General features: G+C 34.5%; 12 protein-coding genes, 2 tRNA genes and 2 pseudogenes. 9 read left to right on the top strand and 7 right to left on the bottom strand.

Going from position 1 to position 13553, the window contains the following annotated elements; all coding sequences use genetic code 11:
• Nucleotides 1-64: 64 nt before the first annotated feature.
• Entirely contained in the window at nucleotides 65-2107 is a 2043-nt protein-coding gene (locus JKF54_RS02870; RefSeq protein WP_211908666.1) for a WD0745 family porin, read from the bottom strand.
• 331 nt (nucleotides 2108-2438) lie between these two features.
• Here JKF54_RS02870 and JKF54_RS02865 point away from each other — a divergent pair, with 331 nt between their 5' ends.
• Nucleotides 2439-3752 (top strand): lipase family protein, encoded by a 1314-nt coding sequence (locus JKF54_RS02865; protein ID WP_211908664.1) that lies wholly within the window; start codon nucleotides 2439-2441, stop codon nucleotides 3750-3752.
• 42 nt (nucleotides 3753-3794) lie between these two features.
• Here JKF54_RS02865 and JKF54_RS02860 read toward each other — a convergent pair whose 3' ends face one another.
• The 4 genes from JKF54_RS02860 to JKF54_RS02845 all read right to left on the bottom strand — a co-directional run bounded on the left by JKF54_RS02860 (nucleotide 3795) and on the right by JKF54_RS02845 (nucleotide 6216).
• On the bottom strand, nucleotides 3795-4622 hold the full coding sequence (locus JKF54_RS02860) for a 3'-5' exonuclease (RefSeq protein ID WP_211908662.1): 828 nt from the start codon (nucleotides 4620-4622) through the stop codon (nucleotides 3795-3797).
• Nucleotides 4615-5499 (bottom strand): GTPase Era, encoded by an 885-nt coding sequence (era, locus tag JKF54_RS02855; RefSeq protein ID WP_211908660.1) that lies wholly within the window; start codon nucleotides 5497-5499, stop codon nucleotides 4615-4617. Before era ends, JKF54_RS02860 begins: the two co-directional genes overlap by 8 nt.
• 44 nt (nucleotides 5500-5543) lie before the next feature.
• On the bottom strand, nucleotides 5544-6038 hold the full coding sequence (locus tag JKF54_RS02850; protein WP_211908658.1) for a hypothetical protein: 495 nt from the start codon (nucleotides 6036-6038) through the stop codon (nucleotides 5544-5546).
• 105 nt (nucleotides 6039-6143) lie between these two features.
• Nucleotides 6144-6216, bottom strand: a tRNA-Gly gene (locus tag JKF54_RS02845).
• 151 nt (nucleotides 6217-6367) lie between these two features.
• On the opposite strand from JKF54_RS02845, the gene JKF54_RS02840 reads away from it, so the two are divergent.
• The 4 genes from JKF54_RS02840 to JKF54_RS02825 all read left to right on the top strand — a co-directional run bounded on the left by JKF54_RS02840 (nucleotide 6368) and on the right by JKF54_RS02825 (nucleotide 8227).
• On the top strand, nucleotides 6368-6988 hold the full coding sequence (locus JKF54_RS02840; protein WP_211908656.1) for a ribonuclease D: 621 nt from the start codon (nucleotides 6368-6370) through the stop codon (nucleotides 6986-6988).
• Between the two features lie 79 nt (nucleotides 6989-7067).
• On the top strand, nucleotides 7068-7394 hold the full coding sequence (trxA, locus tag JKF54_RS02835; protein WP_064085368.1) for a thioredoxin: 327 nt from the start codon (nucleotides 7068-7070) through the stop codon (nucleotides 7392-7394).
• 39 nt (nucleotides 7395-7433) lie between these two features.
• Nucleotides 7434-7507: transfer RNA gene (locus tag JKF54_RS02830), tRNA-Ile, on the top strand.
• Between the two features lie 474 nt (nucleotides 7508-7981).
• Complete coding sequence (locus JKF54_RS02825; protein WP_246433250.1) at nucleotides 7982-8227, top strand: hypothetical protein; 246 nt, start codon at nucleotides 7982-7984, stop codon at nucleotides 8225-8227.
• Nucleotides 8228-8242: 15 nt separating this feature from the next.
• Here JKF54_RS02825 and JKF54_RS02820 read toward each other — a convergent pair whose 3' ends face one another.
• Nucleotides 8243-9376, bottom strand: coding sequence for an alpha/beta hydrolase (locus JKF54_RS02820; RefSeq protein WP_211908652.1), 1134 nt, complete (start codon nucleotides 9374-9376; stop codon nucleotides 8243-8245).
• A 180-nt stretch (nucleotides 9377-9556) separates the two neighbouring features.
• Here JKF54_RS02820 and JKF54_RS02815 point away from each other — a divergent pair, with 180 nt between their 5' ends.
• The 4 genes and pseudogenes from JKF54_RS02815 to JKF54_RS02800 all read left to right on the top strand — a co-directional run bounded on the left by JKF54_RS02815 (nucleotide 9557) and on the right by JKF54_RS02800 (nucleotide 12352).
• Nucleotides 9557-10216 (top strand): CADD family putative folate metabolism protein, encoded by a 660-nt coding sequence (locus JKF54_RS02815; protein WP_211908650.1) that lies wholly within the window; start codon nucleotides 9557-9559, stop codon nucleotides 10214-10216.
• Nucleotides 10217-10238: 22 nt separating this feature from the next.
• Nucleotides 10239-10625, top strand: a complete 387-nt coding sequence (locus JKF54_RS02810) for a dihydroneopterin aldolase (protein ID WP_052264775.1) — start codon at nucleotides 10239-10241, stop codon at nucleotides 10623-10625.
• Nucleotides 10622-11876: pseudogene (folP, locus tag JKF54_RS02805) on the top strand (dihydropteroate synthase). Before JKF54_RS02810 ends, folP begins: the two are co-directional and overlap by 4 nt.
• A complete protein-coding gene (locus JKF54_RS02800) occupies nucleotides 11873-12352 on the top strand; it encodes a dihydrofolate reductase (protein ID WP_211908647.1) in 480 nt (159 codons plus the stop codon). Before folP ends, JKF54_RS02800 begins: the two are co-directional and overlap by 4 nt.
• Nucleotides 12353-12536: 184 nt before the next feature.
• On the opposite strand, the pseudogene JKF54_RS06870 reads toward JKF54_RS02800, so the two are convergent.
• Nucleotides 12537-13485 (bottom strand): annotated as a pseudogene (locus JKF54_RS06870) (IS5 family transposase).
• Between the last annotated feature and the right edge of the window lie 68 nt (nucleotides 13486-13553).

The raw sequence follows: 13553 nt of genomic DNA, 5'->3' as shown, positions 1-13553 counted from the left end.
AAATAAACACTAACAGACAAGACACACACCACATTCAAGTTGTGGTGTGTATTACTAGAACAAATTAGAAAGAAAACTTCACACCAGTTAGTAGAAGAATTCCTTGGTTAGAAGGTACATCAGTACCTTTTTGGTCTTTCAGCGCACCTTTTTCATCAGTCATAAAATAATGTAAGGCTGCATAAGGAACAAACTTGCTCTTATTGCAAGAAGATAGATCATACTGAACACCAAGTGCAACATCATGAAGCATATCTTTATCATTCATTGTACTGCCAAAGTATGTCAAGCTTGTATAAACATTCTCATATTGATAACCAGCACCTGCAGTCCAATACATGGTGTCCTTGTCATTAAATTGCTTTAAGCCATTTTTTCTAGCAATATCAGTAGTCTCTTTATATTCTTTTGAAGCAGGGTCGAGTTCCTTGATACTCTTCGGTTGACCAGATTTGCCTAAATATGCAAAAGAAGCAGCGAATTTTATATTTTGACCTTCATCAATCTTATAATCAGCGCTTACACCCAAATTAACACCCATCAGGTCATTGTACTCTACAAATTCCTTATAAAGATGCTTATCTTTACTCGGTTGCTTTGAAACCCCATATTCACCAACTACGGAAGTTTTAACTTTTACATTATGTTTACTAAAGTCATATTCATATGATGCACCAGCACTTATTATATGCTGGTAATCTGGTCCAACATGTCTTAACGTTTCCTCATTCTTTACCCCTGTTACCTTATTATTTGAATCTTTGAGGAAATCTGGAGCTATTTCTTTTACAACGGATAAACCACTATCGTAGCGAGGTGAGTAGCTAAGACCAAATCTTGCACCCATATAATTCGGCGAGTAGTAAGCAGCTCTAAATGGCAATGTGGTCATAACCTCTTTGTTGTATTTTCCTGCCATACGGAAGGAGAGTTTTTCGCTCTCGCTCGAGAAGCTTTCAGTGTAAAGACGTGGTGTTACGTAAAATGGAAAGTTTGCAGCACTTCCTTCTAAGTTTACTTTTCTGAACCAGTCACTATCTGCAGCTCCATCAACAGTTGCAATTCTTGTTGCATCAAGTCTCATCAGAGACTCAGGACCAAACTGATAGCCAAGTTTCAGATCACCATATTGTGAATTTAAGAATACATGCGCACTTCTACCTCTTGCAGCATTTACGCCTTGTGAAGCTCCTTTACCTTCAGTAACTGGAACATGGAATTGTACATCGGCACCATAACGAAGACCAATATCCTCATTTTTATTTTCAGCTCTTAAGTGCAATATTGCATCTGAAATCATGCCCATGTTTTCACTGTAATCACCAATATTCCCTATCCCTTTAGGAAATATTGGATTTGCTCCTTTTATACTATCTGGAGTATTGTTAAAATAATCTGTAGATTTACCTGGCATAATATTATAATGGTTATAGCCACTTAGCCCATGGTTACCATAACCTTGAGAATCAACAACGCCACCGAAAGTTATTCTTAAACCATCCCCTTGATTGGTATTGATAATATCAACCCCACCAACTGAAACAACAGGACTTGCCTTACCTTTTTCCTCTGTATTGCTGTTAACAACTTTTACATCCTTTTTTATATCTTTAGCTTCAATTTTAGCATTCTTAGTTTTAGAACCCTTAATTTTTGACTTTTCTACATTAGAATTTTTAGTGCTTAGAGCTTTCGCCTTTGAATCCTCTATAAACTTTGCTTTTTTCTCTTTTGCTAGCCTAATTTCATCTTTTTTCTTTTGTTTTGCTACTAATTTTAACTCTTCTTTTTTCTTCTTTTGTTCAGCTGCTAATTTTAACTCCTCTTTTTTCTTCTGCTCAGCTGCTAATCTTAGTTCTTCTTTTTTCTTAAGCTCCTCGGCTTTTTTTCTTGGATCAGCATTACATATCCTGTCCATTTTTTCTTTTAGTTTCTTATTTGACGTCTTCATCACTTCCATCTTTCCAGAAGTTTTGATTGACTCGTTACTCTCTTGCTTTTTTACTTCCTTCATACTCTCGTCAGAAAAGTCAGCAGCAAAGCCACTGAAAGAACATAAAGTCAATAGAGAAGCTAGAGCAGTTCTAGTATAAATAGATTTTTTCATGAAGTGCCCCCAAAAAATTTTAAAATCATAACATAAATAGTATAAAGGTGTTGAAAATCCAACTTAAAGCAACCTTATAGCGAAAATAAAAGTAAAATGCAATACTTTAAAAGCAACTTTCTTAATACGCTCAACGTTTATATTAACCAAAATTTAGTACAGAGGTTTGCTTGTTAGTGTATTATAACTCTATACTTATTCTATGGAAGTAAAATTTACTCAAAGTAAAAGCATAAAAAGATTAAATTATTAATATAAATTGTTGACAATAATATTAATTTGTATTATAGTTGGTAGATTATTGTTTTATTTTTGACAGATTGGGGTACTTATGGATTTTAGTTTTTTACGCAATTGGTTTAGCACTACAGGTGCTGCTACAGGCTCAGAGCCAGGTAATACTGAACAGCCAGACTCTATTTCAGTAGATGATGGCAAATACGAGATGAAAGAATATGACGATGAATTTGAGATCATTGAAGATTATGAATTTATAAATCGTGCTGATCCAAATGAGCCATGTTCTTTACCTTCTGACTATAAAATAGATGAAAGTATTGTAAAAATTGCAGGACTTGATAGAGAGAAATTATTAGAAATGGGTAATTTCTGCAAGATAAGCTATGGCGATGATGATGGTAAATTAAGTAAAAAAAGATGTAACAACCTAGCTCAAAGAGTATACAAAACTGAATTTGAAATTGTAGAAGATTTTGAAATTGTTCCATCTACTGAAAAAATGTATAAAACTAGAGCTGAACTCATCAGCGAAGGTTATGAAATTATTCCATTTGGTAATAGCTTTGAAAAAGATGCTGGTCACGTTTTTATAAAAGGTAAAGAAATAACAATAGCCTACTATGGTACTCGTCTGAGCCAGAGTTTTAATGATGGAATTACTGATATAAATGTACTTTTTGCTACTTCGGAATTTTTACCTGAAGGTGGAAGAATTCATTGTGGTTTCTATAATTCATTTATGGATTCATGGCCTAATCTGTATGGCATTTTAAAATCTCATGCTGAAAAACAGGGATCAGAAATCAAGGATTTTAAAATTAATCTCACAGGTCACAGTATGGGAGGAGCTATTGCTAAGATAGCTGCTTTATGCCTCAATAAAACAGAAGGAGCTGAAGATGTTCATGTTGCAACTTTTGGTGATCCACGAGTTTTTGATCTTACTGCTAGTGAATTTTATAATGATGTTCTTCAAGAAAAAACCATTAGAGTAACTCAACATAGACAAGACCCAGTACCAGCGGTATCACCTGGTATTTGTGGTTATGCTCATGTAGGTGCACAATTGAGAATATCAGTACCTGAAGGATATTTTGTTCATCAAATAGATGGTTATCATGAAGCCATTAAAATAATGGATGAAGAGGATTTCCGATCGAACAATAACGTTTCTCTCTTTTATTACCCTTCGAGAATATTAAGTCGAATTAACTGTGCAGTTTTAGGTAATGCTCAATATTATGCTGCTAATTTAGGTAATTATATTCTTGGTGGACAAAATTTTTTCGAGAAAGTAAAAAAGGAATACCAAGATAAAAACTTAGAAAATTTTTCTAAGCTTGAACAAGCAGAAGTTAAGCAAAGGGCACATCAAAATGTCTTTTCTACTACAAGGAGTTTATAACTACTATACAAAGCAATCATTAGATTGCTCTGTAGCATCTACTCATTTAAATTCAATATAAAAATTTTCACCAGAAGTTATTTTCCATTCTTCTTTAAATTTCTTTAGGTGTTCTTTTTTTTCGCATTCCAAAAGCAGTTCTTCTATGCTCTTATTATAGCTTTCTGTAGTAATTCTTCCTTGATGATGCATGAACTTCAAGTAAATCAAATAGGTGTTAATCACATCTGTTTCGCAATAATCGCGAATCTCTTGTATTTTTCCACTATCGTATAAATCCATAACTTGTGAACCATCAACTCCAATCTTACCGGGAAGATTAAGTGCTGCGCAAACTTCGTTCATCTTCATTCTTGCAGAAGCTCCAAAATCAGAGAGAGATTCAAGCAAATCACAATGCCAATCACTACTGTACCTCTGATTGTAACTATTCCACTTATCGCCAGCTTTGTGAAAATATTCTGCTTGAGTGCCATGAACCATAGCACGGTACTTCAGTACCGGTATATCAAAAGTGCGCCCATTGAACGAAACTAGTCTTGGCTTTTTCTCTGATATGTAGTTAAAAAATCCCTTTACTAGCTCTTTTTCATTGGAGTTTACTGTGCCTCCAGATCTTATTTCTTGTAGTGTGAACATTTCATAACCGCTCTGGCGTGTTATATTACAAAGTAAAAAACTAATAACTACAACAAGGTGGAAGGGCTGACGCAGAAAAGAGTTTTGCCCGTTTGTTATTTCAAGATGATATTTTGTTAATGCGTTCCTCTTTTCTTCTACACTGCTATCATCACTAATATTTAGTAAATTCTTGCAGGAATTTACATCTGGTATAGTTTCAATATCAAATACCAACAAAGAATTAAGCATTACTTATATATTCCTCAGGGCGATCAGTCCAAGGTCGCACTTTTACGAACAAAAAGAGATGAACTTTACACTCAAATAACTTTTCCAATTCTGTACGCGCCTCGATATTAATTTTTTTTATGCTACTGCCGTCTTTTCCTAGCACTATTTTCTTATGATTATCTTTCAATACAAATATGATCTGTTTTATGACTAAACTCTTATCTTTTTTTTCCTCAAATTGTTCAGTTATAACAGCTGTAGAGTATGGCAATTCTTCACGTAGGTTCAAGAATAACTTCTCTCTTGTAATTTCTGCTGATAAAAAATCAGCTGAGGAATCGGTTACTTGATCTTCTTCATAGAACCAAGGGCTTATCGGTGCAATTTCAGATAAGTAATTCATCAAATTAGAAAGTCCATCATTCTTCAGTGCCGATATCGTAAAAATTTTTTCAAACTTATAAAGCAAATTTAGGTGCTCATGTGCCATCTTGAGCTCTGATTTCTTTACTAAATCAGTTTTATTGATAACCAAAATGCATCTGCCTTTTGTGCGCTCCAGTCGTGCAAATATCGTTTTTATTCTTTCTATATTTTTTAGGTAATTGTTTACATCAACAAGCAACAAAGTAATGTCACTATCCTTAACTGCTCCCCATGCAGATTTGACTAAAGCTTTTTCAAGATTTGTTTCTGCTGAAAACACTCCTGGAGAGTCAGTAAAAACAATTTGCGCATTGTTGCATATAGCAACACCCCTTACCTGCGTCCTTGTTGTCTGCACTTTAGGGGTGACAATTGCAATTTTCTTGCCTACGATGCTGTTAATTAGCGTTGACTTTCCAGCATTTGGCAAGCCAGCTATCGTTACAAATAAGCATTTTTGTTCTTTCACAAAGGAAATTATAAAGAAAACTAAATGCTAACGTCAATTGATTATTATATAGCTTGCTCTTCCTCTTTTGAAGAAAAACATTTTCCAACTTTTTCAACTATAGGTGATATAATATACTCATTCACTTTCTGAGCTATTGGTTGTATAATATGCTTTGTTGCAAATATAGCTGCGACTGGTGCTATTACTTCTATTACTGCACCTGCTAAAGCTGCAGATCCCATTCCAAGGGTTACATCAGGGAAAATAGCCATTGCAGCTGCAGCAAGACCAACTCCAATTGCAGCACTTGCAAGTGCGGAAATACCAAAATAGATAGGCGCATATTTTTCATTCTTTTCAATATTATCTTTTTTGCAAAATTTGTATAGTAGCTCCCCCGCACACAGAGCTGTAATCAATGCTGGAGCTATAGAACCAACAATCCCACCCATCACCAATGGTGATAAAGCTGTAAAACTGAGTCCCCAACCTGTAAGTGCTCCTATTGTTGTAGCTATACCTAAGCCAAATGGTATTCCTTTAGTATTATTATTCATATAATCTCCTTAAATATAAATTTCTAAAAAACTTTTCTAGTATAGCTAAATTTCTTAGATAGATCAATTGATTTTTTTATGATTAAATGTGATTAAAACTCGAAGAGCGGGAGAAGGGGTTCGAACCCTCGACCTCAACCTTGGCAAGGTTGCGCTCTACCAACTGAGCTACTCCCGCAGTTAAATTCTGCTTATTCTTATTATAGGTGCGTATCATAATTTGTAAACCCTACATGCATGAAAATCATGAGAGCCAATTTTCTATGATCTTTTCGTATACTTAAAGCTCATTTTTGATTATTATATGTGTCATAAAACATATTAAATTTATGAGAATATTTGTATATAAAGACGACCTGCCAGCCAGTGCAATACCAAGTGATATAAAATCTATAGCTGTTGATACAGAGGCAATGGGGCTACTGCATAGCAGAGATAGATTATGCCTTGTGCAGCTTTCTTTTTGTGATGGCAACGCTCATTTGATTCAATTCAAAAACGATTATACAGCTCCAAATTTGAGAAAAATATTAGAGGATAAAAATATAACCAAAATATTTCACTTTGCGCGATTTGATGTAAGCATAATACATTATTATTTAAAAACCTGGGCACTGCCTTGCTATTGCACGAAAATAGCCTCACGTTTAGTTCGCACTTATACAGATAGTCATAGCTTAAAAGAGTTGTGCTTAGAACTACTTGATATAAAACTAAACAAGCAACAACAATCTTCTGATTGGGGAAATGAAAATTTAACAGACAAGCAAAAAAGTTATGCTGCATCTGATGTTTTATATCTTCATAGAATAAAGGAAAAGCTAGATTTAATGCTAGAACGTGAAAATAGAAAAGAATTAGCCGAAAAGTGCTTTGCATTTCTTCCTACTCGTATTGAGCTAGATTCAATGGGTTGGGGGAGTGTAGATATCTTTAATCATCAGATGTAATCACTTCACTTGAATCCAGAAAAATTTAGTTGATCAGCTGTTAATTGATACGCTATATTTATAAAAATTTAGGTATTTTATGAGTGATGATATTAAAGCGGTAAATGATCAAAATTTCGAATCTGAAGTTGCTAACCACAAAGGATTTGTGCTGGTAGATTTTTGGGCAGAATGGTGTGGACCATGCAAAAGTCTGATGCCACGTATCGAGCAGTTAGCCAAGGATAGAAAAGACAAGATCAAAATCTGTAAGTTTGACATAGATGGAGAAACTGAAGTGCCAAGTAAGTATGGAGTTCAATCTATACCTACTTTAATCATATTTCAAGATGGTAAGGAAATTGCACGCAAAATTGGCGCAATAAATGATTTACACAGTTGGGTTGATAGTGAAATAAGCGAGTAGACAAATTTCCTTTTGCGTGTATTATAAGTGTTAATAAAAGGGATTGTAGCTCAGTCGGTTAGAGCAGTTCGCTCATAACGAATTGGTCGTAGGTTCGAGTCCTACCAATCCCACCGCTATTGATACAATTGCAAGGCCTACTCTCTTAGATAAGCTTTTTGCCTTATTAAAGTACTTGGTTGTTAGTGTTTGAAAATTCCATTATATAAAAATTACTTCCGCATATTTTCAATCTAATTATAATTGCGATTAGAGATATTTTAAGAGCTCAAAAATTTATCTTTGTCTGCAGACTTTCAATTAACTTTTCAATAAAAAACGTAGCGTATACACACGTCTGTCATATGTGCGCTGCATTTTTTTCTAATTTATACAGGAGGATTTTATGTCCAGAATTCCAGATATTTGACCTTTACCTTAGCTAATAAAAACCAACTGGCGCCTTTGGTTTTTATAAAGAAAATCTAGGAAATAACCAAAAACTGTTTCCAGGCATAAATTTGCCGTGTATACCTAAAAAGTAATGATATTAGCATAATGTTCATATTTGTATGCTAATATTAATATCATTTAAATTGAAGAGTATTATGGAACAACAAGCATCAAACAAAGAGAAAGGGATTGAATTTAGATATAATCAATGTAAGCAGAAATGCCATTCCTACAAAACAAAACGGACAGACCAAGAATGCCTAGATAAATGCTATGAGAAGTACGTTTCTAAACTTTATCCACAAATTAGTGAGAAATTATTAGCTAGTGAAAACAATCTCTATGATGAAAGCACAAAATTATCACTTATGGCAGATACTCTAGATGCAATGTTTTTTTAATCACAAAAGAAACACTTATTTCAATATTTGCAGAGATGTTAGCTTTTTAGATATACTTTGACTTATTGAATAATTCTTTAAATTGGTAAAATACTGTTTCTTTTCCTCTATTTCTTTTTCACTATTCTTTCCACATATCGCTTCTGTTTTTATCTCTGGTTGTTTCTCTTGATTGAGAGAGCCCTTCTTTTCAAAATAATTATCTGTGAATTCTAAAAAGAGTGAAATCAGCTCAGGAATAGTGTATTTGTGTTCACTTGATGAGCACAATTCTGTAATCGAAGAAAAGTGAATATCATCTGCCTTAATAGGTAGTAACGATAGAAACTTATTCCAGCATTTTTTCATTATTCCAACTTCAGGTTCAAGGTTTTTTATTTTAGCTAAGTTGGCATGCTCCATAAAAAACTCTTTATATTGCTCAAAACCTTCAAAAGTTTCTTTTTTTTGGTAGTTTTTTTTCCTATGACTTTTTTCTATGTCAGCAATTTTAGTACCTATATTTGCCTGCTTACTAATAAAGCCATCGTTCTCTAAGTTAAAACAAATTGTGTATGGAGTAATGTCGTTTACTATTGTGTGTGGCTTAAAGTGCCAACCAAAGCATTTGAGTATGAATTTTATTATAGGAGGAAATAGCCATTTAGGTTTTGATATGTGTAGTAATTTCACTACAAGTTTTTTGAATGAGCTAAAGGATTTATTGATAATGCATCTTAAATGAATATTGTCATCTTTTTTAAACTTTTTATAAACCTCCGCAGCTATTGGTCCTCCAGCACAGCTTCCATACAGTACTATATTGTCTGGGTGAATGCCTTGCTTTAGAAGATCTGAAATGACTCCAATTCCTGCATTTACTCGATTTCGACCGTTTAAAGAATGGCCTTTGCTTTTTCCAGAACCAGGAAAATTAATAAGGTGAACATCCATACCTGCTTCAGCTGCCCAATTCCATTCACTTTTGTCTTCATTTGGCTCTTTTTCAAAAGTATATGTAAGCCCTGGAAAGTAAACTATATGCTTTTTCTTTCTGCTATCTGCACTGCTCTTCGAGTTTGACATCACTATCTTTTGAATTCGCATTCCATTTTGAACTTCTACGAACTCTTCCCTAATTTTTATTGTATTTTCTTCTGTTACTTTCATTTTGCGTTTTTCATTATATTGATTTAATAATACATGAAATTTTAGAAAAAATCAATTTTACTAAAAAATTAACTTATAGCATATCTATCTTTATATTTATTGGAATTAAAGTAGTAGTGAGAAATGCCTCTTGACATTTGATAAACCTAAACGTAGCCTAAAACAATTTACTATTTATTTATGACATTTGTTCAATCACTTAATAATCAATTAGATAGTTTACACTTATTAAAGCACCCGTTTTACGAGTCATGGAATGAAGGTAGCTTAAGCCTGCAGGCTCTGCAAACCTACGCTAAGGAATATTATCACCATGTTGCTGCTTTTCCTCGTTATATCAGCGGTATACATTCCTTGTGTCCAAATTTGAAAATGCGGCAAGTTTTACTTGGTAATTTAATAGAGGAAGAACAAGGCGACGAGAATCACCCAGAATTATGGCAGCGTTTTGCTGAAGGACTGGGAGTAGCACGATCTCAACTTCTTGAGGATGCACAGGTTAAGGAGACACGAGAATTAGTTGACGGTTACTTTGATATTGTAAGATCAGGTTTTGTAGAAGGTCTTGGAGCTCTGTACGCTTATGAACGTCAAACTCCAGAGGTTTCTAAATCTAAAATTGAAGGTCTGAAAAAACACTATTCAATAAATGATGAGCGTTCTCTCAAATTTTTTACCGTTCATGTGGAAGCTGATGAGTGGCATTCTGAAGAATGTGCAAACCTTATTGCAGATTTAAACGAAGAAGAACAAGAGAAAGTTATGCAAGGCGCTGAAAAAGGAGCAAAACTCTTATGGGGTTTTCTTGATGGCATGATGAATGTTGATGTTTGTCATTAATTATAAGTAGATACTAAATTCAGTGGTAGCATGTAATCTTCTTATATCTGATTTACGGCTTTGGGTTCATTTGGGATGTAGTGCAGAAGAGAAGTCTTCTCCCCAATTGGTGAGTATTGACGTTGATTTCACTTTTAAATCTCCTCCTTCAGGGCTTACAACTGATCAACTTAAAGATACTATCTGCTATTTGGAAGTAGTGCAAAATATTCAATCTCTTGTTCAGGGCAAGCAATTTAATTTAATCGAGCATTTAACTCATGAGATATACAGAGCCATTAATAACCTTTTGCTGCGAAAGAAGCATATTATTTCTTCTGTCAGGGTGACTACTCACAAAATCGCACCACCAGTTCCTGGTGTGCATGGGGGCGTTTTTTTTACTTACTGTAATGAATTGCAAGAATGATCTATATTTCTATTGGATCAAATATAGGGAATCGCCTTTCCCATTTACAAAGAGCTACTGAGTTAATAAAGAAGCGCTATTTAAAAGACTTAAAGTCTTCGATCATTCTAGAAACTAAGGCTATTTTACCAAATGGTGCTCCACCTGATTGGAACAAGCCATTTCTCAACATGATTGTCTATGGAAGTTGTTCTTCTTCTCCTGAGGAGCTACTAAAAGGCTTAAAACAAATCGAATGTGATATTGGTCGTCCACAAGTCTACGAAAAATGGGCACCTCGTGTTATTGATTTAGATATTTTGTTATGGGATGATCTAACGCTTGATATACCTGACCTTAAAATTCCTCACCCAGAATTAGTAAATAGACCATTTTTGCTCCACTTGATGGCAATGGTTAACAAAACCTTTGCTTTCAATGTTCAAGACTGTTTTTCAAAGAGTTTTACGCTTTCACCAAAGCTTATGGGTATCGTCAATATTACCCCTGATTCATTTTCAGATGGTGGTCTTTATTATGATGCGAATCGAGCAACCAAGCAGGCATTGCAGCTGGTATCAGATGGTGCAAGCATAGTTGATCTTGGAGCTCAATCAACAAGGCCTGGAGCTTCAATAAAGACGCCAGAGGAAGAGTATGAACGTCTAAAACCAGTACTTGATAATCTTAGCGACTATATGAAAAATGGTGATATTGAAGTCAGCATTGATAGTTTTTTGCCAGACCTTATTTTAAACGTTTTGAAGCACTACAATATTGCCTGGGTAAATGATCAGAAGGGAGATCTGAGTAGTAATACCTTAAAAGAAGTTGCTAGCAGTGGGTGTAGTGTCGTTATTATGCATTCACTTTCGATACCACCACATAAGGACAATATTTATTCCACATGACACTGACCCAATTGATATCATAAATAATTGGGCAGAGAAGAGCATTAACAAACTACTAGGCCTGGGTTTTGATGAAAATTCAATAATTATTGACCCTGGTATTGGTTTTGGCAAATCTATGTATCAGAATATTCAGATTTTACGCAGTATAGAAACTTTACAAAATTTTGGCTGCAAGGTTTTAGTTGGCCATTCCAGAAAGTCATTTATTTCCTCTTTTTCCATAGAATCTCCCTCTAATAGAGATTTAGAAACAATTGCTACATCTGCTGTACTGCAAAATAAGGTTGATTTCCTTAGAGTGCATAATGTACGCGACCACATGAGATTTTTTGTAGCCCAAGCTGTCTTAAAAGGATGAAGATTATTGGAATTATGGCTGTTGACTCTAATGGGGTAATTGGAATAAATAATGATTTGCCCTGGCGTTATCCAAGTGAGTTTAAACATTTTTGTCAAGTGACCGACAAACAAATTATTGTGATGGGAAGAAAGACATTTGAAACCGTGCCTCAAAGCATACTAAAGAATCGTACACCTATTGTTTTCTCCCGTAACAAGTGTTTTAATAGAGGTCCAAAATGTACTGTTGTCTCTTCCATGCAAGAATTTCTGTCAATTCAAAGTAGTTCTCAAGTCTTTGTGATTGGTGGGGCACAAATAGCACACCTTTTTTTAGAGCATAACCTAATCTCAGAATTTATTATAACTGAAATTCACAAGCCCTATAAGGGTGATACATACCTCAATTTAGCATTTTTTAATGGATGGAATAAAACTATTCTCGTCAGAACAGAAGACTATACTATATTCAATTGTATCCGTTCGGCAGAGTAGTAAAATAAGAAAAAGAGAAAAGACGACTAGAGGAATAAATGATGTCATTCAAGTAGCTGACACTGATTCCTTTATGGTGATGTCATGCCATTGTCAGCTACTTGGATAACATTCCACTCCAGCACTTGATTCTGGAATGGCTTTGTTGCATCACTCTTCGGATAATAGGTAACGTGGAATAAATTCATGAAGCTATCTCAAATTTAGCCATGCCTATATCAGTAAATTTGTTAAGCAAATAACACTTGAGTAGCAGTTCTCTCTCACGATTAACCTCAGATTTGTTTCTAAAACTAAACCCAAATGTTTGCTTCAGTCGCGAGAAAAAACTTTCTATATAAGATCTCTTCCCATAATTTATCTCTTTTTTCCACCTCTTCATACCATCTTCATCATATGACTTTATGAGCTTGATTGTAGAATTTCTCTCATCCATATAATCCAACTTTGGATGCTCTATTGCATTATTTTGCGGAGGAATCCTTGTCTTTATGTCAAGCTCATCGCACAGTTTGTATAACTTCTTTCGATTATATGCCCTGTCTGCATATAGTGTGCTTATATTATATTTAACATCAATCCTTGCAATAAGATCACATGCTCCATAGTGGTCAGAATAAACTCCGCCACTGTATTTTGCTGCTATAACTTTTTTGCTACCTATCTCTAGCATTACATGCAGTTTTCTTGTTTGCTCATAGCAGCGATACTTTCTATCTGTACCATTTGCCTTGCTATGACCTGGAATATTATTGTAGATCAGTACTATCTATGGCAATCTCAATATCTTCTGTATTATTTTTATCATGTCTTCGATCATTAATTTTGATGTTAAGTTTTTTAAGCCTTCTTGAGGCCTGGGAATAGCTAATAACTTGCAAGTTTTTCCTTACTTGCTCAAGGTACCCTGCTATAAATCCCGCTGTTTGTCTCAGACCTATTCTAAATAAATAAGTTATTATGTGAACCAGAATCACGACCTTATCGCTATAAATATAGTTGCCACCAGCCATTTTTGGACCTTTTTCGTACCAATTTTCTATGGCATCATTGACGTAATAAAAAATATTTCCCCTCTCTTGGAGAAATTTGTTATATTCATGGCAGTTACTGACTCTCATTTTTTGTGGCATATTTTTCTTTAGTAGGTTAAATGCTTGTCTTATAGTGAATTTTGTCAGTAACTGCCAGTTCTTTTTAT

Source organism: Wolbachia endosymbiont of Spodoptera picta, assembly GCF_018141665.1.
In the GTDB taxonomy this organism is placed as follows: domain Bacteria; phylum Pseudomonadota; class Alphaproteobacteria; order Rickettsiales; family Anaplasmataceae; genus Wolbachia.
Note: the sequence above shows the minus strand (reverse complement) of the source record. Positions and strands in the feature narration are given on the sequence as shown.